Raw genomic sequence first — 18,781 nt, forward strand, 5'->3', positions numbered from 1 at the left:
GCCGACGCCATGACCGACCAGACCGCCAATCCCGCGCCCATCGCCGACGAGAACAGCCTCATCGCCGAGCGCCGCGCGAAACTGGCGGCGCTGCGCGGGCAGGGCATCGCCTACCCGAACGACTTCCGCCGCGAGCATTACGCCGGCGACCTGCAGGCCGAGTTCGCCGACAAGGAACGGTGGACCGCCGAGGCGCTGGAAGCCGCGGGGAGGGAAGTGAAGCTGGCGGGCCGCCTGCTGGCCAAGCGGGTGATGGGCAAGGCCAGCTTCGCGCAGATCCAGGACGAATCGGGCCGCATCCAGCTGTTCCTGCAGGCGAACGCGCTGGGCGAGACCTACGAAGCGTTCAAGGGCTGGGACATCGGCGACATCGTCGCGGTCGAGGGCGGGCTGACCCGGACCCGGACCGGCGAGCTGTCGGTGAAGGCGCAGAAGCTGCGCCTGCTGACCAAGTCCCTGCGGCCGCTGCCGGACAAGTTCCATGGCCTCAGCGACGTCGAGCAGCGCTACCGGCAGCGCTACGTCGACCTGATCGTCACTCCGGAAGCGCGCGAGGTCTTCATCAAGCGCAGCAAGATCATCCGCGAAATCCGCAACTGGCTCGACGACCGGCGCTTCCTCGAAGTGGAAACGCCGATGATGCACTACATCCCCGGCGGCGCCACGGCCAAGCCGTTCACGACCCACCACAATGCGCTGGGCCTGGACCTGTACCTGCGCGTCGCGCCGGAGCTGTACCTGAAGCGCCTGGTCGTCGGCGGGCTGGAGCGCGTCTACGAGATCAACCGCAACTTCCGCAACGAAGGCGTCAGCACCCGGCACAACCCGGAATTCACCATGCTCGAACTGTACGAGGCCTATGCCACGTACAACGAGATCATGGACCTGACCGAGAGCGTGATCCGCGATACCGCGCTGAAGGTGCTCGGTACCGCGCAGGTCGAATGGGAGGGGCAGGCGATCGACCTCGGCCCGAAGTTCCGCCGCTGGCGCATGGACGAGGCGGTGCGCCACCACAACCCGGAGATCGCCGCGGAAGACTGCACCGACCGCGACGCGCTGCTGCGCCATTGCGAACGCCTGAAGCTCAAGGTCAAGCCGTCGTACGGCTGGGGCAAGCTGCTGCTGGAGATCTTCGAGGCGACGGTCGAGCACCACCTCGTCCAGCCGACCTTCATCACCGCCCACCCGGTCGAGGTCTCGCCGCTGGCCCGCGCCAGCGACACCGAGCCGGGCTATACCGACCGCTTCGAGTTGTTCATCAACGGCAAGGAAATCGCCAACGGCTTCTCCGAGCTGAACGACCCGGAGGACCAGGCCGCGCGCTTCCGGGCCCAGGTCGAGGCGAAGGAGGGCGGCGACGACGAGGCCATGCACTACGACGCCGACTACATCCGCGCGCTCGAGGTCGGCCTGCCGCCGACCGGCGGCCTGGGCATCGGCATCGACCGCCTGGTCATGCTGCTGACCGGTTCGGACTCGATCCGCGACGTGCTGCTGTTCCCGTACATGCGCCCGGAAAACCCGGGCTGAGCCGGGTCAATCGCTGACGCGGTGGGGCACTTTCGGCCCGGTCCCCGCCCGGGTTCGGGCAGGCCCCGGCCGGCATTCCCGGGCGCCGCCCGTGGCCTGCGTCCGGGCAAAACCCCCATTCACGTGGAATATGTGACCAAAATCGCATATTTTCCCGGCCGTGGCCGGCCCGGCGGCGGCGGGCGTGCCTGCTGGCCCGGCTTATGCGTCACTCTTCAGAAAATGGTTTAAGCGCCTGTCGCAGCCGGGGCCCGACCCCGACCCCGGCCGGCGCCCCGGACGGCCGGCGGATATCCGGCCGCCCGGTCGACGACGAGGGCAACGACATGTTGGATGCCAACCGGGCGGGCGGCGCTGTATCCTCCCAAGCTGGCCACGACGCGTGGCAGTACGGGGAAGGCAACGCATTGAACATCGTGATCGTCGACGATCAGACTTCTGCGCGCACGATGCTCAGGCACGTGATCGAAGACATCGCCTCGGAGCTGAACGTACACGATTTCGGCGACCCGCAGGTCGCGCTGAGCTGGTGCGAGAACAATCGCACCGACCTGCTGCTGCTCGACTACCGCATGCCCGGCATGGACGGGCTCGAGCTGGCGCGGCGCTTCCGGCGCCTGCCGCTGCACCGCGACATCCCGATCATCCTGATCACCGTGGTCGGCGACGAGCCGATCCGCCAGGCCGCGCTGGAAGCCGGCGTCATCGATTTCCTGGTCAAGCCGGTGCGCCCGCGCGAACTGCGCGCGCGCTGCCGCAACCTGCTGCAGCTGCGCCAGCAGTCGGAGAACGTCAAGCAGCGCGCGATGTCGCTGGAGCAGCGCCTGCTGTCGAGCATGCACGAAGTCGAGGAGCGCGAGCGCGAGACCCTGTCGCGGCTGGCGCGCGCCATCGAATACCGCGACAGCGGCACCAGCGCCTACCTCGAGCGCATGGCCCATTTCGCCGGCCTGATCGCCGAGATGATCGGCCTGCCGGAAGACGACGCCCGCGCGATCGAACTGGCCGCGCCGCTGCACGACATTGGCAAGATCGCCATTCCCGACGCGATCCTGATGAAGCCGGGCCCGCTGACCGACGAGGAAATGGCGGTCATGCGCCGCCATCCGCTGATCGGCCACGAGCTGCTTTCCGGCAGCCACAACCGCTTCATCCAGTCCGGCGCGGTCATCGCGTTGCGCCACCACGAACGCTACGACGGCAGCGGCTACCCGGACGGCCTGGCCGGCGACGCGATCCCGCTGGAAGCGCGGATCGTCGCCGTCGCCGACGTGCTCGACGCGCTGCTGTCGCCGCGCCCCTACAAGAAGGCGTGGGAGATGGATGCCGCGCTGGCCTATCTGTACGCGCAACGCGGGCGCCTGTTCGACCCGGTCTGCGTGGAAGCGCTGGTCCGCGGCCGCGACCGCCTGGGCGACATCTACTCGCGCTACTCGACGACGCGCCGCCCGGGCCTGGAGTGACGCAGCGATGAACCCGGCCCATCCGCTGAGCTGGATCAGGAACCGCCTCTCGCGGCGCCAGGATAGCGAGCACGGTCAGGCGCTGGTACGCATCGCCCTGATTTCGATCATCCTGGCGTACACGCTGCTGCATTCTTCGCGCGGCGGCGGATCCGATTCGACCGCGTTGACCATCGTGCTGTCCGGCCTCGCGAACGGCCTGCTGATCTTCGCCTGGCTGCTGTGGAAACCGGCCAAGTCGAACCCGCGCCGCGTCCTCGGCATGTTCGCCGACTACGGCCTGTTGGCCGCGGCGATGGTCGCCATGGGCGAGCCGCTGGCCTGGGGCTACATCGTGCTGATGTGGGTCACCGTCGGCAACGGCCTGCGCTATGGCAACCGCTACCTGATCGCGGCGGTGGCGATGGCCGTGGTCAGCTTCGCCTGCGTGGTGGCCTTCAACGATTACTGGCAGCGCAACCTGAGCCTCGGCATCGGCCTGCTGCTGGGCCTGGTCGCGGTGCCGATGTACCTGTCGGGCCTGCTGCGGCAGCTGACCCATGCGACCGAGGAAGCGCGGCGCGCCAACGAGGCCAAGAGCCGCTTCCTCGCCAACATGAGCCACGAGTTCCGCACGCCGCTGAACGGTCTGGCGGGCATGTCCGAACTGCTGGCGACCACGCGCCTCGACACCGAGCAGCGCGAATGCCTTTCGACGATCCAGGCCTCGACGCGCAGCATGTTGGCGCTAGTCGAGGACGTGCTCGACATCTCCGCGATCGAGGCGGGCAAGCTCAAGCTGGACGTGGTCGATTTCGCCCCGCGCGAAGTGATCCAGAACATCGGCCTGATCCTGCTGCCGCAGGCGCGCGCCAAGCGCCTGGAGTACGTGGTCGAGGTGGCGGACGATGTGCCGGAGAAACTGCGCGGCGACGCACGCCACCTGCGGCAGATCCTGCTCAACCTGGCCGGCAACGCGGTCAAGTTCACCGACAAGGGTTCGATCCGGCTGCGCGTCGAGACGGTCGCCGCGGGCGACGATGCGTCGGTGCACCTGCGCTTCACCGTCGCCGATACCGGCATCGGCATTCCGGCCCATCTCCGCGCGCGGCTGTTCGACGCGTTCGAACAAGGCGATACCAGCCTGTCGCGCCGTTCCAGCGGCACCGGACTGGGCACGACCATCGCCAAGGGCCTGGTCGATGCCATGGGCGGCACCATCGGTTTCGAAAGCGCCGAGAAGCGCGGCAGCACGTTCTGGGTGGAGTTGCCGTTCGCCGCGATCGCCCCGGCGCAAGAGAAGCGGCCGTTCGTGCCGGCCGTGGTCGAATCCTTCCAGGAAGCGGGCGAAGCGAACGTCATCGCCTTCTCCGACCCGTTCCTGCGCCATCGCGCGCGCGTGCGCGGCCTGCAGATCCTGGTGGCCGACGACCACGAGGCCAACCGCATGGTATTGCAACGCCTGCTGCAGAAGGCCGGCCATCGCGTCACCTGCGTCGGCAACGGCGAGGAAGTGCTGAACATGGTCGAAGCGTCGGATTACGACGCCGTGATCTGCGACCTGCACATGCCGGAGTTGAGCGGGCTGGACCTGCTGAAGCAGTTGCGGATCATGGAAGCCGGCAGCGGCTCGCGCACCCCGGTGCTGATCTTCAGCGCCGACGTCACGCCCGAATCGGTGCGGCGCTGCGAGCAGGCCGGCGCGCGCGCCTTCCTGGCCAAGCCGATCGTGGTCGGCCGCCTGCTCGATACCCTCGCCGAAATCGCGGCGACCGATGGCCGTGGTGCGCCGGCCGCGCCGGCGGCCCCCATTCCCGTCGCGCGCAACCCGGCGCCGGCGCTCGACGACGGCATCCTCGACGTCACCGTGCTGAATGAACTGACTTCGCTCGGCCTCGGCGAGGCCTTCGAGCGCGAATTCATCGCCCAGTGCCTCAACGATGCCGACGGCTGCATCGGCGCGATTTCGCATGCGATGGAGCGTGGCGACATCGAGCACATCCGCGAGCATGCGCATGCGCTGAAGGGCGTGGCCAGCAACCTCGGGCTGGTGCGGGTCGCGGCGGCCAGCAGCGAACTGATGCGGTTGAGCGATTGGCAGATTTCGCAGGAATGGCGCCAGCGCCTGGCCGCCATCAACAACCATCTCAGCCAGGGCCGGTTGGCGCTGGAAGCGCGCGAGAAACAGCGTGCCGGCGCGCCCGGCAGCCAGGGCGAACGCACCTGAATCCGCATGCCGCATCCGTGCGATGCGGTAACCGCGTACGGATGGCGGAAAAGAATCGGGGCCGCCCCTTGCGGAGCGGCCCCGTATCCTTCGATTCCAGCCGGGATTCGATCGGATCAGGCGGCAGCTTGGCTCGCCGCGCGCCGCTCCTGTGCGCGGACGATGCGCTCCATCATCCGCAGCGACTTGTCGCCCAGCGACAGCGCGGTGTCGACCCAGACTTCGGTGATGCCGATCAGTTCGTTGTAGCCGACCGGTTGCGCGAGGTTGCGGCAGGAATTCAGCGCCAGGTGCGCGTGCGGCGCGCGCTGCTGCCGTGCGATCAGGTCCTGCACCGCGGCTTCGCCCTGTCCCTTCGGTACCAGCACGTCGACCACGCCCATCCGGTACATCTCGTCGCTGCTGTAGATGTTGCCGTCGAGGATGATCTTCTCCGCCAGTTGCGGCGAAACGCGCTTGCACAGGAACGAATACGCGCCCATGCCCGGGAACAGGCCGAACAGTACTTCCGGCAGGCCCATGTCGACGCCTTCCTCGGCGACGATGGTGTGGCAGGAGAGGGCGATCTCGAGGCCGCCGCCCAGCGCGTCGCCCTGGACCAGGGCGACGGTGCGCACGTCGCCGCCGAGGCCGGTATTCAACTGGTGCACGCCGTCGACGCAGCGCCGCGCATAGGACAGCAGGTGTTCGCGGTCGCCACTGCGGATCAGCTTGGCGAACAGTTCGAGGTCGCCGCCGAGGTTGAAGGCTTGCGCGGCCGAGGCGACCACGAGGTGGCGCAACTTGCCCGCCTGGCGCTGCGATTCGCGCAGCGTCGCGGAGCTCAGGAAGCTGAGCACGTCGTCGAGCATCTGGCTGTGGAAGCAGGGGCGGGTGCCCGGCGCCGCGTCGGCGTGCATGTACATCCAGTGGCTGGCGCCATTGGGTTCGGATTCGACGCGGATGGTCGGATAGGCGCGGGCGCGCATCAGTTTTTCGACATTGTTCATGGCGGTTACCTCAGGGCTGGATTCGGTGTTGGAACGGTCGGATATCGGTTGAGCGGGCGGCTGAACCTGAACGGATGCTACACCTCAGTCGCAAAAAAAAAGCAAGTCCCCCCTTTTTTCCGGGGAATGGCGGTTTGGAATCAGTCGCTTACGTCAAAAATGTGAACGGCGTCACATAATTTACGGATGTGAAGACAATGAAAAGGCCGGCTGAGCCGGCCTTTTCTGGTGAGATGCGCGGATTGTTGCCGTCAGGCGGCGGCGGGAGCGGCGGTTTCGCGCAGTTCCTTGCGCAGGATCTTGCCGACGTTGGTCTTCGGCAGCTCGTTGCGGAACTCGACGTGCTTCGGCTGCTTGTAACCGGTCAGGTTCTCGCGGCAGAACTCCTTGACCTGTTCCGCGGTCAGCGCCGGATCCTTCCTGACGATGAAGACCTTGACCGCCTCGCCGGACTTTTCGTCCGGCACGTCGATCGCGGCGACCTCGAGCACGCCGGGCATGCCGGCGATCACGTCCTCGATCTCGTTCGGATACACGTTGAAGCCCGACACCAGGATCATGTCCTTCTTGCGGTCGACGATGTAGAAGAAACCGTTCGCGTCCATCTTCGCCATGTCGCCGGTGTGCAGCCAGCCGTCGGCGTCGATGACGTTCGCGGTTTCGTCGGGGCGTTGCCAGTAGCCCTTCATCACCTGCGGACCCTTCACGCACAGCTCGCCTACTTCGCCGGCCGGCAGCCGGCGGCCGTCGTCGGCCTTGACGCAAACGTCGGTGGACGGGATCGGCAGGCCGATCGAGGCGTTGTAGTCCTTCAGGTCGAGCGGGTTGATGCAGGCGGCGGGCGAGGTTTCGGTGAGGCCGTAGGCTTCGACCAGGGTCACGCCGGTGACCTTCTTCCACTTCTCGGCCACCGCACGTTGCACCGCCATGCCGCCGCCGAGGGTCAGCTTGAGGCTGGAGAAATCCAGCTGGTCGAAGCCAGGCGTGTTCAACAGGCCGTTGAACAGCGTATTGACGCCGGTGATCGCGGTGAACCGGACCTTCTGCAATTCCTTGACGAAACCCGGCATGTCGCGCGGGTTGGTGATCAGGTGATTCAGGCCGCCGATCTTCATCAGCACCAGGCCGTTCGCGGTGAGCGCGAAGATGTGGTACAGCGGCAACGCGGTGATGATCGTTTCCTGGCCGGGCTGCAGCACGGTACCGAGCCACGCCGAGGCCTGCTGCATGTTGGCGACCAGGTTGCGGTGGGTCAGCATCGCCCCCTTGGCCACGCCGGTGGTGCCGCCGGTGTACTGCAGGAAGGCGATGTCGTCGGGCTCGATGTCGATCTTCGGCAGCGCGTAGGCCTTGCCCAGTTTGAGCACGTCGTTGAAGCGGATCGCGCCGGGCAACGCGTAGTCCGGCACCATCTTCTTCACGTACTTCAGCACGAAGTTGATCAGCGGGCCCTTCGGGAAGCCGAGCAGATCGCCCAGTCCGGTGGTGATGACCTGCTTCAGCGGCGTCTCGTGCGCGACCTGCTGCACGGTATGGCCGAAGTTGTCGACTACCAGCAGCACGCTGGCGCCGGAATCGACCAGCTGGTGCTTGAGCTCGCGCGGCGTGTACATCGGGTTGACGTTGACCACGGTCAGCCCGGCGCGCAGCGTGCCGAACAGCGCGATCGGGTACTGCAGGCAGTTCGGCATCATGATGGCGACGCGGTCGCCTTTCTTCAGCTTGAGCTCGCCGAGCAGGTAGCCGGCGAACTGGCGGCTGAGCTCGTCGATTTCGGCGTAGCTGAAGGTCTTGCCGAAGTTGGAGAACGCCGGGCGGTCGCGGAACTTGCCGATGGCGGCGTCGAGCACGGAGACGATGGAGCGGTATTCGTCCAGGTCGATCTCATGCGGGATCCCCGCCGGGTAGCTCTTGAACCACGGCCGATCTTCACTCATCTTGCTTCCCCCTCCGGGCTGTCTGGCTGGTTCTGGCGACGGGCGTCTGGGTCCCCTCGCGGCATTTTAGCGGATGAGCATACCGTTCCGAATGGTAAACGCGAAACCCACCCGTGCCGGGCCGCGGCCCTCACGCCCGTTGTCCCGGCGCGTCGCGGCGGCGCTGCTGGCGATGGCGGTGTCCGTCCTGCCCGCCTGCGGCAGGGCGCCGGCGGAAACGCGCCTGCGGCAGCAGGTCGAAGCGATGCAGGACGCGGTTTCGCAGCGCGATCCGCGCGGCTTCATGCAGGGCGTTGCCGCGGATTTCCAGGGCAATGGCGGCATGGATCGTGATGCGTTGCACAACCTGCTGCGGGTACAGGTACTGGCCAACGCCAGCATCGGCGTCGTCAGCGGCCCGCTCGACGTGCAGGTCAGCGGCGACACCGCGCGCGTGCGCTTCCAGGCCGCATTGACCGGGGGCTCGGGGCGTTTCGTGCCGGACCGCGCCCAGGCCTACGAGATCGACAGTGGCTGGCGCGAAGAGGACGGCGAGTGGCGCGTGTACTACGCGAAGTGGGAGGCGAAGCTGTAGGCGGCGGTCATTTGCAACGGCGATAGGGGGAACCGTCCACCAGTGCCTTGTTGCGCGGACCCAGCGGCGGGCCGCCTTGCCAGCCCTCGTCATGTGGCGTGATGGCCAGCACGCCGGCCGTCTCGTCGGCATTGAAGGTCATCAGGATCGGATAGTTGCCATCGCTTCCGAACGGGAAGAACCACTGGCTGATGCCTTGGTAGAAGTTCCCGCCGTAGCTGGCGGCGTACTCCAGGCGGACGACCCGGTCCTTCTTCCCGGCCACTTCGAAGGTCATGCCGTTCGCGTCGACGACGACCTGCGGCTGGCGCTGGCAATTGCCGGCGGGCGCGTAGCGGCCGAACAGCGGCGCGAAATCCTTCAGGTCGTCGATCTCGACCGCGTTCGCGGTGGAAATGGCCGCGATGGTCGCCAGTACGGCGACCGTGGGTGCTGGCAGGCGCATCGTCGTTCTCCCCGATTCGCGGCGTCGCCACGGTAGCGGCATCGCAATGAGTGACAACGCGAAGGCGGGGGCGGCGCGGCAACCGTCCGTCGGAAATGCGGCTTGCCTGCATTGCGGCGGCTGCGCCAAGCGCCGGCCGCAGCCGCCCCAGGTCGTTCCTTTACGCGGCCTTCTTCGCCGCCAGTTGCCGCAATACGTAATGCAGCAGGCCGCCATGGCGGAAGTATTCGACTTCCTTCGGCGTCAGCAGCAGCACGTCGACGTCGAATTCGACCTTCTTGCCGTCCGGCTTGGTCGCCACGACCCTGGCGACCTTCGACGCACCGTCCTGCAGGCCGGTGATGTCGATGGTTTCCGGCCCTTCCAGGCCCAGCGAGGCGGCATTCTGGCCGTCGCGGAAGCGCAACGGCAGCACGCCCATGCCGACCAGGTTGGAGCGGTGGATGCGCTCGAAGCTTTCGGCGACCACCGCCCTGATCCCGAGCAGGTTGGTGCCCTTGGCCGCCCAGTCGCGCGACGAGCCGGTGCCGTATTCCTTGCCGGCGAAGACCACGGTCGGCACGCCGGCGGCCTTGTACTTCACCGCGGCGTCGTAGATCGACATCTTCTCCGGCGGCGTGCTGCCGAAATACAGCGTGTTGCCGCCTTCCTCGCCGCCGAAGAACAGGTTCTTGATGCGGATGTTGGCGAAGGTGCCGCGCACCATCACGTCGTCGTTGCCGCGGCGCGAGCCGTAGCTGTTGAAATCCACCGGCTGCACCCCGCGCGAGACCAGGAACCGCCCCGCCGGCGAGTCCTTCTTGATGTTGCCGGCCGGGGAGATGTGGTCGGTGGTGATCGAATCGCCGAAGATGCCCATCACCCGCGCGCCATGGATGTCGGCGATGTGCCCGACCCGCATGGTCATGCCGTCGAAGTAGGGCGGGTTCTTGATGTAGGTGGAATCCGCGTTCCAGTCGTACAGGTCGCCGTCCGGGGAAGCGATCGTGTTCCAGCGCGTGTCGCCCTTGAACACGTCGGCATAGTTCTGCTTGAACATCTCCGGGCCGATGGTCGAGGCGATGAAGTCGCCGATCTCCTTGTTGCTCGGCCAGATGTCGCGCAGGAACACCGGCTGGCCGTCGCTGCCGGTGCCCAGCGGCTCGGCGGTCAGGTCGATGTCGGTGGTGCCGGCCAGCGCGTAGGCCACCACCAGCGGCGGCGAGGCGAGGTAGTTCATCTTGACCTCGGCGTGGATGCGGCCCTCGAAGTTGCGGTTGCCCGACAGCACCGAGGCGACGACCAGGTCGCCGGCGGCGATGCCGGCGCTGACCTCGACCGGCAACGGGCCGGAATTGCCGATGCAGGTGGTGCAGCCGTAGCCGACCACGTAGAAGCCGATCTTCTCCAGCGCTTCCAGCAGGCCGGCCTTCTGCAGGTAGTCGGTGACCACGCGCGAACCGGGGCCGAGCGAGGTCTTGACCCACGGCTGGCGGGTCAGGCCCTTCGCCGCCGCGTTGCGCGCCAGCAGGCCGGCGCCGATCATCACCGCGGGGTTCGAGGTGTTGGTGCACGAGGTGATCGCGGCGATGACCACCGCGCCGTCCTTCAACCGTACGTGCCTGCCGTCGATCTCGATGTCGGCGAAGCCCCGCGACAGTTGTTCGTTGCCGACCGCCGCGCCGCCGCCCTCGGCGACGAAGTCTGCCACCTCCTGGCTGCGCTTGTCGCGGTTGGCGGTCAGCGCCGGCAGGTTGGCGCGGTAGTTGTCCTTGACCTTCTCCAGCAGCACGCGGTCCTGCGGGCGCTTGGGGCCGGCCAGCGACGGGCGCACGTCGCCCATGTCCAGCTGCAGCACGCTGCTGTACTCGGCCTCCGGCGCGCCGGGCTCGTGCCACAGGTCCTGCGCCTTGGCGTAGGCCTCGACCAGCGCGATCTGCTCTTCGCTGCGCCCGGACAGGCGCAGGTAGTTCAGCGATTCGGCGTCGATCGGGAAGATGCCGCAGGTGGCGCCGTATTCCGGGGCCATGTTGCCGATGGTGGCGCGGTCGGCCAATGGCAGGTGCTGCAGGCCATCGCCGAAGAACTCGACGAACTTGCCGACCACGCCGTGCTTGCGCAGCATCTCGGTGACGGTCAGCACCAGGTCGGTCGCGGTGGTGCCTTCCGGCAGTTTGCCGGTCAGCTTGAAGCCGACCACCTGCGGGATCAGCATCGACGACGGCTGGCCCAGCATCGCCGCTTCGGCCTCGATGCCGCCGACGCCCCAGCCGAGCACGCCGATGCCGTTGATCATCGTGGTGTGGCTGTCGGTGCCGAACACGGTGTCCGGGTAGGCGAGGGTTTCGCCATCCTTCGGCACCGCCATCACCACGCGCGCCAGGTTCTCCAGGTTGACCTGGTGGACGATGCCGGTGTTCGGCGGCACCACCTTGAAGTTGTCGAACGCCTTCTGGCCCCAGCGCAGGAAGCCGTAGCGTTCCTGGTTGCGCTGGAATTCTATCTTGCCGTTCAGGTCCAGCGCGTCCGGCTTGCCGAACACGTCGACCTGCACCGAGTGGTCGATGACCAGTTCCGACGGGATCAGCGGGTTGATCTGCTCGGGCCGGCCGCCCAGCTTGACCACCGCGTCGCGCATCGCCGCCAGGTCGACCACGCAGGGCACGCCGGTGAAGTCCTGCAGCACCACGCGTGCCGGCATGAACGCGATCTCGGTGTCCGGCTCGCGTTTCGCGTCCCACTTCGCCACCGCCTCGATGTGCTCGGGGCCGACGGTCTGGCCGCCGTCCTCGTTGCGCAGCAGGTTCTCCAGCAGGATCTTCAGCGAGTAGGGCAGGCGGGCGATGTCGAAACGCCGGCCCAGCTTCGGCAGGCTGAAATAGGCGTAGGACTTGCCGTTGACGTCCAGGATGCTGCGGGTGGCGAAAGAATCGCTCATGGTGGGGACTCCCGTGGCTGGATGGGGAAAGACCGGATTATCCGCCTATTCAATGACATGGCCGCGGAAGCGGCAATGCGGCCTTGGTCGGCGCCGGCCCGGCTGGAGTATGCGCCGGAAAGTATGTATGATTTGCACATACTTCTGAGGGCCTACCGATGGAAGCCACTGTTGCGGAACGCGGCCAGATCACCCTGCCCAAGGCGGTGCGCGATGCCCTCGGCCTGACCAAGGGCAGCGTGCTGAAGGTCGAACTGGACGGCAGCCGGATCATCCTGCGCAAGAACGTCGACGACGCGATTTCGCGCGTGCGCGGCAAGTTCGCCCGCGACGACCACGCGGACAAGGGCAAATGATCGCCGTCGACGCCCCGGTGATGGTCGAATTGCTGGCCGACGGCCCGCGTGCCGACGCGGTGGAGGCCTGCCTGCGCCAGTGCCTGGGCAGCGGGCGCGTAGTGGTGTGCGACGCGACGTTGGCCGAACTGTGTTCCGCGCTGCGCAACGGCGCCGATGCGCTGGCGGCACTCGAGGAAATGGGCGTGCATTTCAGCGCCATCGAATCCAAGTCCGCGCTGCGCGCCGGCGAAATGCAGCGCCGCCACCGGGCGCGCGGCGGCGACCGCCCCATCGCCGATTTCCTGGTCGGCGCACACGCGCTGCTGCAATGCGACGGCCTGGTCACCTTCGACGCCGCCTTCCACCGCGACTACTTCAAGGGACTGAAGCTGATCGTCCCGGTCGCCGAATGATTTCCCTCAACCCCTTTCGCTAACCCCCCGGAGCCACCGATGCTGCAAGCCTACCGCCAACACGTCGCCGAACGCGCCGCCCTCGGCATCCCGCCGCTGCCGCTGAGCGCGCAGCAGACCGCCGACGTCATCGAACTGCTGAAGAACCCGCCGGCGGGCGAAGAGGAATTCCTGCTCGATCTGATCACCAACCGTGTGCCGGCCGGCGTCGACGACGCGGCCAAGGTCAAGGCTTCGTACCTCGCCGCCGTGGCCTTCGGCACCGAGAAGTGCGGCCTGATTCCGGCCGTGCGCGCGACCGAACTGCTGGGCACCATGCTCGGCGGCTACAACGTCGCGCCGCTGATCGAGCTGCTGGACAGGAACGACGAAACCGCCGCCGCCGCCGCGGAAGGCCTGAAGCACACCCTGCTGGTATTCGATGCCTTCCACGACGTGCAGGAGAAGGCCGAGAAGGGCAACGCCTTCGCCAAGGCCGTGCTGGAGAGCTGGGCCGCCGCCGAGTGGTTCACCAGCAAGCCGGAGGTGCCGCAGAGCCTGACCGTCACCGTGTTCAAGGTGCCGGGCGAAACCAACACCGACGACCTCTCGCCGGCGCCCGACGCGACCACCCGCCCGGACATCCCGATGCACGCGTTGGCGATGCTGAAGAACAAGCGCCCCGACGCGCCGTTCGCGCCGGAGGAAGACGGCAAGCGCGGCCCCATCGGCGAAATCCTGAAGCTGAAGGAGAAGGGCCACCTGGTCGCCTACGTCGGCGACGTGGTCGGCACCGGTTCCTCGCGCAAGTCGGCGACCAACAGCGTGCTGTGGTGGACCGGCGAAGACATCCCGTACATCCCGAACAAGCGCTTCGGCGGCGTCTGCCTGGGCAGCAAGATCGCCCCGATCTTCTACAACACCATGGAAGACGCCGGCGCGCTGCCGATCGAGCTCGACGTGTCGAAGATGGAGCACGGCGACGTGATCGAACTGCGCCCGTACGAAGGCAAGGCGCTGAAGAACGGCGAAGTCGTCGCCGAGTTCGAACTCAAGAGCGAAGTGCTGCTGGACGAAGTCCGCGCCGGCGGCCGCATCCCGCTGATCATCGGCCGCGGCCTGACCGCGAAGGCGCGCGAAGCGCTGAAGCTGCCCGCGACGGACCTGTTCCGCCTGCCGGTCAACCCGCCGGACACCGGCAAGGGCTTCTCGTTGGCGCAGAAGATGGTCGGCCGCGCCTGCGGCCTGCCGGAAGGGAAGGGCATGCGTCCGGGCACCTATTGCGAGCCGAAGATGACCTCGGTCGGTTCGCAGGACACCACCGGCCCGATGACCCGCGACGAACTGAAGGACCTGGCCTGCCTCGGCTTCTCCGCCGATCTGGTCATGCAGTCGTTCTGCCACACCGCGGCCTATCCGAAGCCGGTCGACGTGAAGACCCATCACACGCTACCGGAATTCATCAGCACCCGCGGCGGCGTCTCGCTGCGTCCGGGCGATGGCGTGATCCACAGCTGGCTCAACCGCATGCTGCTGCCGGACACGGTCGGCACCGGCGGCGATTCGCATACGCGTTTCCCGATCGGCATTTCGTTCCCGGCCGGTTCCGGGCTGGTCGCCTTCGCCGCGGCCACCGGCGTGATGCCGCTGGACATGCCCGAGAGCGTGCTGGTGCGCTTCAAGGGCGAGATGCAGCCGGGCGTGACCCTGCGCGACCTGGTCAACGCGATCCCGCTGTACGCGATCAAGGCCGGACTGCTGACCGTCGCGAAGCAGGGCAAGAAGAACATCTTCAGCGGCCGCATCCTCGAGATCGAGGGCCTGCCGAACCTGAAGGTGGAGCAGGCGTTCGAACTGTCCGACGCGTCGGCAGAGCGTTCCGCCGCCGGTTGCACGGTGCGCCTGAACAAGGAACCGATCATCGAGTACATCAACAGCAACATCACGCTGTTGAAGTGGATGATCGCCGAAGGCTACGCCGACGCGCGTTCGCTGGGCCGCCGGATCAAGGCGATGGAAGCCTGGCTGGCCAACCCGCAGCTGCTGGAACCGGATGCCGACGCCGAATACGCCGCGGTCATCGAGATCGACCTGGCCGAGATCCACGAGCCGATCGTGGCCTGCCCGAACGACCCGGACGACGTGAAGACGCTGTCGGACGTCGCCGGCGCGAAGATCGACGAAGTGTTCATCGGTTCGTGCATGACCAACATCGGCCACTTCCGCGCGGCGTCGAAGCTGCTGGAAGGCAAGCGCGACATCCCGACCCGCCTGTGGGTCGCGCCGCCGACCAAGATGGACGCGCACCAGCTGACCGAGGAAGGCCATTACGGCGTGCTGGGCGGCGCGGGCGCGCGCATGGAAATGCCGGGTTGCTCGCTGTGCATGGGCAACCAGGCGCAGATCCGCGAAGGCAGCACCGCGATGTCGACCTCGACCCGCAACTTCCCCAACCGCCTGGGCCGCAACACCAACGTGTACCTGGGCTCGGCGGAACTGGCGGCGATCTGCTCGCGCCTGGGCCGCATCCCGACCAGGGAGGAGTACATGGCGGACATCGGCGTGATCAACGCCAATGGCGACAGGATCTACCGCTACATGAACTTCGACCAGATCGCGGACTACAAGGAAGTGGCCGACAAGGTCGCGGCCTGATCCCCGCGGAAGCAGGTCGCAACGACAACGCCCGGCAAAGCCGGGCGTTGTCGTTTGACGGCAGGCATCGGCCTATTTTTTCCTGTCTGGCACGAGGGGCTCCAGCAGCGCTTTCGGCACTTTCGCGACCAGGCCGACGTTGCGTCCCGCCAGCGTCGCCACCCGGTATTCCACGCAGGCGCCCAGCAGTTGCGAGGCCTCGGACAGGCCCAGCCCGTAGTCCTGCTGCAACCATTGCATCATGCCGGTAGTCGCCATCCGCAAGGCTTCGTCCAGCGAGCCGGCCTGTCCCAGCACCATCAAATGCGTCGGCGATTCGACCCGGGGTAGGCCGACCTGCCTGCCCTTGACCAGTTCCACGCCGAATTCCACGTCCATCGAGGTTTCCAGTGCGTACTGGGTCGTCTCGCCGTCGCCCTGCGCCGCGTGCGCGTCGCCGAGGTAGAGCAGGGCGCCCGGCTGGGACACCGGCAGGTACACGGTATTGCCTTCCACGACTTCATTGAAGTCCATGTTGCCGCCGAAACGGCCGCTGTCCCCGCTGGATATCGCCGGCCAGCCAAAACCCGGCGCAACGCCCAAACCACCGAGCATGGGCCGCAACGGCACTTCGAGGTTGCGTAACGCGTCGTCGGCAGCGTCCGGACGCGCCACGCCACGGGCGGCATCCAGCCGCCAGCGCTTCGGCTTGCCGAGATCCGTCGCCTTGGCAGCGAGCGATCGCCCCAGTGCGCGGCCGACGATGCCGTCCAGGCTGTCGGCATAGTCGCGATTCGTACGCAGGCGTTCGATCTTCACCAGCAGGGTGTCGCCGGGTTCCGCGCCGACGACGAAGAACGGTCCGACTTGCGGATTGCCGAACAATGCGCGGGTGACGCCATGTTCGTCCACGCCGCCCGAATCCAGCGTGCGCGTATGCACCGTGTCTCCCGGCCAGATCGCAAGCACCGGGGCGCGGTGCGGACTGAATTCGTTGGCGTAGTCGGTCGGGGTGAATTCGTGGCGTCGTGTTCCGCCGGCCTGGCGTTCCGGAGCGGGACGGGCGCTGAATGCGTGTTCGACACGCCTTGAGCGATCATTGGGATCGGGAAAATCGGCCGTGCCGGCAAACGTATCGCCGGACAGCTTGCCGGAGAACCGATACTCGTTGCCCCGCGCGTCGGTGGAAACGAACTCCAGTCCGTCGTTCTTCGCGCGTCCGCGCAAGTCGTCTCCATCCAGTTCTCCGCCCAGCTTGTCGCCATCGCGCACGAGGTGAAGCGACTGGTACGCCCAATTGCCCCAGAGATCGATGGCGACGACCCAGTCCTGCGTGGACGCGGGAGCGGGGAACGGCAAGGACAGGCAACAGGCCAAGGCCACCGAAGGGAACCATCGCATGCCGTTCTCCAGGTTGGGACACACCGTATCTGGATGCCGATCACGCGCAAAACGTCGCAGGACAGCAATATCCCGGAGCGCCAGGTTTATCGTCCCGGTCCGCAAATCGTTTCCCGAACCATCTGGATGGAGACACCAGCATGTATCCGGGTTCGGCAGAGCGGGTGACGATCTGCGTGCGCCTGGGCCTCATCCCGACCAGGGAGGAGTACATGGCGGGCATCGGCGCGATCAATGCGAATGGCAGGAAGATCCACCCCCACCTCAACTTGGACAAGATCCCGGGTCATGTTGAAGTGGCGGAGAGCGTCGAGACTTGATTCGCGGTCGAACGCAGTAACGAAAACGCCCGGTATAGCCGGGCGTTTTCTTTTGCCCGTCATTCCTGCGAAAGCGGGAATGACAAGCGACATGCGGATTGTGGTTAACGGAGTGCAACCCAACATCGCCATGCCGGATGGATTGCGATGTTGAGCATCGCTGCACCAAGACCAATCGGTTGCACCGCGCACAATCTATAGCGCTAATCCAGATGGTGGTTCGCCTTCTTTGTTAATGCCGCGTGATGCATTTCACCTGGCTTTCACGTAGCAAGATAGGAGACCAATACTTGTAGTGACTCCAACAAAAAGGGTGGTTATATTTCGCGTGCCCCTAGAAGAAGGAGAAGTGGAAATGTTTCTGACCAAGCAACATCTGAAGACGGCGCGTACGCTCGGCGTGGCGATCGTCGCCCTGAGCCTTGCCGCCTGCGCTACCTATGACGACGAATTTGCAGGGATCAATTCGCGCCTCGATCAGCTCGACATGAAGGTGCAGGGTGCGGCTCAGAGTGCCGAATCCGCCAATCAGTCCGCGCAGCAGGCCAACCAGCGGTTGGATCAAATGGAAAGCCGTGTCCAGCAGCTCGAAACGGCGCCGCGCCGCGCGCCGCGCGGTTGATCGCCTTTCACGATTCGTGACGAACGGTTTGTATCCGGAACCCGGTGGCCTTCGTTGGCCACCGGTCTCCTTTCTTCACTCGGTCTTCACTCCAAGGAGCCATCCCATCCGTACGTACATACTCCCTGCGATCCGGGTCGCTTGCGGCGTGCTGGCGCTGACACTGGCATCCGCGAACTTCGACGTGGCCAGCGCCAAGGATGCCAACGCGCAACCGGTAGCCGCCGTCGACCTGCTTCCGCCAGACCAGGAAGTGTCCGACACGGTGGTTGAACTCGCGGGCTGGGTGGTCGCGACCCAGGACAGCCAAGGCTATCCATTCGCGATCATGGACAAGGCCGCCGCACAGATCCTGGTGTTCGGCAGCGACGGCCGGCTTCGCGGCGTAGCGCCCGGGCTCTTTGGCTCGGCGATCGGGGATCATTCTGCCCCCGGCGTCGCCGGTCTCGCGCTTCGCGAGATTCCGGGCCGGGATCGCACGACGCCTGCCGGTCGCTATGTGGGCGGTTTCGGCCCGTCGATCGACGCCGGGCGCGTGCTGTGGGTGGACTACGATTCCGCGGTCTCCATGCACCCTACCGCTACCGGCGTCCCGGCCGAGAGGCGCGTCGAACGCCTTGCATCGCCTTCGCCGGACGACAACCGCATCACGCATGGCTGCATCAACGTCTCGCCCGAGTTTTACGAGCAGGTCGTCCGCCCGACGTTCGAGCGGGGCGGGGTGTTCTACATCCTGCCGGAAAAGGCGTCGCTGGCGGAGGTGTTCCCGGAGTTCGCACAAAGTCGCGCGACTGCGCAACGCAGCGTCAAAAAACGCAGGCGGTCCGCCCGCCAGTGAAGCCCGCGCAGGTCATGGCCAGGGTCCGAACAAGACTCCTGCGCAAGCCGGTTCCGCGAAACCGGGACAAGCCCGGGCATACGCTCGCCGCATGAGCATCCGGGCAGCCATCGACGCTCTTGCAAAATCGCCAACCGGCTTCGGCCCCGACTGCAGCTGACAACCCGCGAAG

The 18,781-nt window shown here is 66.5% G+C and carries 15 protein-coding genes; 10 read left to right on the forward strand and 5 right to left on the reverse strand.

Annotated features, from left to right (window positions below; genetic code table 11):
- The first annotated feature begins 9 nt into the window (after positions 1-9).
- The 3 genes from lysS (at position 10) to CSC71_RS07010 (ending at position 5,202) form a co-directional block, all read left to right on the forward strand.
- Positions 10-1,533, forward strand: a complete 1,524-nt coding sequence (gene lysS, locus CSC71_RS07000; RefSeq protein ID WP_162373648.1) for a lysine--tRNA ligase — start codon at positions 10-12, stop codon at positions 1,531-1,533.
- Positions 1,534-1,859: 326 nt separating this feature from the next.
- Entirely contained in the window at positions 1,860-2,996 is a 1,137-nt protein-coding gene (locus CSC71_RS07005; RefSeq protein ID WP_162373649.1) for a response regulator, read from the forward strand.
- Positions 2,997-3,003: 7 nt separating this feature from the next.
- Positions 3,004-5,202, forward strand: coding sequence for an ATP-binding protein (locus CSC71_RS07010; RefSeq protein WP_162373650.1), 2,199 nt, complete (start codon positions 3,004-3,006; stop codon positions 5,200-5,202).
- Between the two features lie 116 nt (positions 5,203-5,318).
- Here CSC71_RS07010 and CSC71_RS07015 read toward each other — a convergent pair whose 3' ends face one another.
- Positions 5,319-6,191, reverse strand: a complete 873-nt coding sequence (locus CSC71_RS07015; protein ID WP_162373651.1) for a crotonase/enoyl-CoA hydratase family protein — start codon at positions 6,189-6,191, stop codon at positions 5,319-5,321.
- A 251-nt stretch (positions 6,192-6,442) separates the two neighbouring features.
- Complete coding sequence (locus tag CSC71_RS07020; RefSeq protein WP_162373652.1) at positions 6,443-8,128, reverse strand: long-chain fatty acid--CoA ligase; 1,686 nt, start codon at positions 8,126-8,128, stop codon at positions 6,443-6,445.
- Between the two features lie 139 nt (positions 8,129-8,267).
- On the opposite strand from CSC71_RS07020, the gene CSC71_RS07025 reads away from it, so the two are divergent.
- The gene (locus CSC71_RS07025; protein WP_246192058.1) at positions 8,268-8,702 is read left to right on the forward strand and encodes a nuclear transport factor 2 family protein; all 435 of its coding nucleotides are present in this window, start codon (positions 8,268-8,270) and stop codon (positions 8,700-8,702) included.
- A gap of 7 nt (positions 8,703-8,709) precedes the next feature.
- Here the strand turns inward: CSC71_RS07025 and CSC71_RS07030 are convergent, their stop codons facing one another.
- Both CSC71_RS07030 and acnA read right to left on the reverse strand, forming a co-directional pair.
- Positions 8,710-9,147: a hypothetical protein gene (locus tag CSC71_RS07030; protein ID WP_162373653.1), complete on the reverse strand. Its 438-nt coding sequence runs from the start codon at positions 9,145-9,147 to the stop codon at positions 8,710-8,712.
- A 160-nt stretch (positions 9,148-9,307) separates the two neighbouring features.
- The gene (acnA, locus tag CSC71_RS07035; RefSeq protein ID WP_162373654.1) at positions 9,308-12,064 is read right to left on the reverse strand and encodes an aconitate hydratase AcnA; all 2,757 of its coding nucleotides are present in this window, start codon (positions 12,062-12,064) and stop codon (positions 9,308-9,310) included.
- Positions 12,065-12,222: 158 nt separating this feature from the next.
- On the opposite strand from acnA, the gene CSC71_RS07040 reads away from it, so the two are divergent.
- Genes CSC71_RS07040 through acnB form a run of 3 tightly spaced genes read left to right on the forward strand, consistent with a single transcriptional unit; the run spans position 12,223 to position 15,449 of the window.
- Positions 12,223-12,420 carry an AbrB/MazE/SpoVT family DNA-binding domain-containing protein gene (locus CSC71_RS07040; RefSeq protein WP_162373655.1) on the forward strand — a complete coding sequence of 66 codons (198 nt, stop codon included), beginning with the start codon at positions 12,223-12,225 and terminating at the stop codon, positions 12,418-12,420.
- Positions 12,417-12,815: a type II toxin-antitoxin system VapC family toxin gene (locus CSC71_RS07045; protein ID WP_162373656.1), complete on the forward strand. Its 399-nt coding sequence runs from the start codon at positions 12,417-12,419 to the stop codon at positions 12,813-12,815. Before CSC71_RS07040 ends, CSC71_RS07045 begins: the two co-directional genes overlap by 4 nt.
- Before the next feature lie 39 nt (positions 12,816-12,854).
- Positions 12,855-15,449: a bifunctional aconitate hydratase 2/2-methylisocitrate dehydratase gene (gene acnB / locus CSC71_RS07050; RefSeq protein ID WP_162373657.1), complete on the forward strand. Its 2,595-nt coding sequence runs from the start codon at positions 12,855-12,857 to the stop codon at positions 15,447-15,449.
- 72 nt (positions 15,450-15,521) lie between these two features.
- Here acnB and CSC71_RS07055 read toward each other — a convergent pair whose 3' ends face one another.
- A complete protein-coding gene (locus CSC71_RS07055) occupies positions 15,522-16,934 on the reverse strand; it encodes an acetamidase/formamidase family protein (protein ID WP_211367921.1) in 1,413 nt (470 codons plus the stop codon).
- A gap of 35 nt (positions 16,935-16,969) precedes the next feature.
- Between CSC71_RS07055 and CSC71_RS07060 the strand changes: the two genes are divergently transcribed.
- The 3 genes from CSC71_RS07060 to CSC71_RS07070 all read left to right on the forward strand — a co-directional run bounded on the left by CSC71_RS07060 (position 16,970) and on the right by CSC71_RS07070 (position 18,609).
- On the forward strand, positions 16,970-17,149 hold the full coding sequence (locus CSC71_RS07060) for a hypothetical protein (RefSeq protein WP_162373658.1): 180 nt from the start codon (positions 16,970-16,972) through the stop codon (positions 17,147-17,149).
- A gap of 355 nt (positions 17,150-17,504) precedes the next feature.
- Positions 17,505-17,771 carry a hypothetical protein gene (locus CSC71_RS07065; RefSeq protein ID WP_162373659.1) on the forward strand — a complete coding sequence of 89 codons (267 nt, stop codon included), beginning with the start codon at positions 17,505-17,507 and terminating at the stop codon, positions 17,769-17,771.
- A 151-nt stretch (positions 17,772-17,922) separates the two neighbouring features.
- Entirely contained in the window at positions 17,923-18,609 is a 687-nt protein-coding gene (locus tag CSC71_RS07070) for a hypothetical protein (protein WP_425501926.1), read from the forward strand.
- The last annotated feature ends 172 nt before the right edge of the window (positions 18,610-18,781 follow it).

It is taken from the genome of Pseudoxanthomonas sangjuensis, from assembly GCF_010211755.1.
GTDB classification, from domain to species: domain Bacteria; phylum Pseudomonadota; class Gammaproteobacteria; order Xanthomonadales; family Xanthomonadaceae; genus Pseudoxanthomonas_A; species Pseudoxanthomonas_A sangjuensis.

Excerpts from the sequence above, each read along its gene's own strand:
- lysS (WP_162373648.1), top strand. The coding sequence starts at position 10 with ATGACCGACCAGACCGCCAATCCCGCGCCCATCGCCGACGAGAACAGC.
- CSC71_RS07005 (WP_162373649.1), top strand. The coding sequence starts at position 1,860 with ATGTTGGATGCCAACCGGGCGGGCGGCGCTGTATCCTCCCAAGCTGGC.
- CSC71_RS07010 (WP_162373650.1), top strand. The coding sequence starts at position 3,004 with ATGAACCCGGCCCATCCGCTGAGCTGGATCAGGAACCGCCTCTCGCGG.
- CSC71_RS07015 (WP_162373651.1), bottom strand. The coding sequence starts at position 6,191 with ATGAACAATGTCGAAAAACTGATGCGCGCCCGCGCCTATCCGACCATC.
- CSC71_RS07020 (WP_162373652.1), bottom strand. The coding sequence starts at position 8,128 with ATGAGTGAAGATCGGCCGTGGTTCAAGAGCTACCCGGCGGGGATCCCG.
- CSC71_RS07030 (WP_162373653.1), bottom strand. The coding sequence starts at position 9,147 with ATGCGCCTGCCAGCACCCACGGTCGCCGTACTGGCGACCATCGCGGCC.
- acnA (WP_162373654.1), bottom strand. The coding sequence starts at position 12,064 with ATGAGCGATTCTTTCGCCACCCGCAGCATCCTGGACGTCAACGGCAAG.
- CSC71_RS07040 (WP_162373655.1), top strand. The coding sequence starts at position 12,223 with ATGGAAGCCACTGTTGCGGAACGCGGCCAGATCACCCTGCCCAAGGCG.
- CSC71_RS07045 (WP_162373656.1), top strand. The coding sequence starts at position 12,417 with ATGATCGCCGTCGACGCCCCGGTGATGGTCGAATTGCTGGCCGACGGC.
- acnB (WP_162373657.1), top strand. The coding sequence starts at position 12,855 with ATGCTGCAAGCCTACCGCCAACACGTCGCCGAACGCGCCGCCCTCGGC.
- CSC71_RS07060 (WP_162373658.1), top strand. The coding sequence starts at position 16,970 with ATGTATCCGGGTTCGGCAGAGCGGGTGACGATCTGCGTGCGCCTGGGC.
- CSC71_RS07065 (WP_162373659.1), top strand. The coding sequence starts at position 17,505 with ATGTTTCTGACCAAGCAACATCTGAAGACGGCGCGTACGCTCGGCGTG.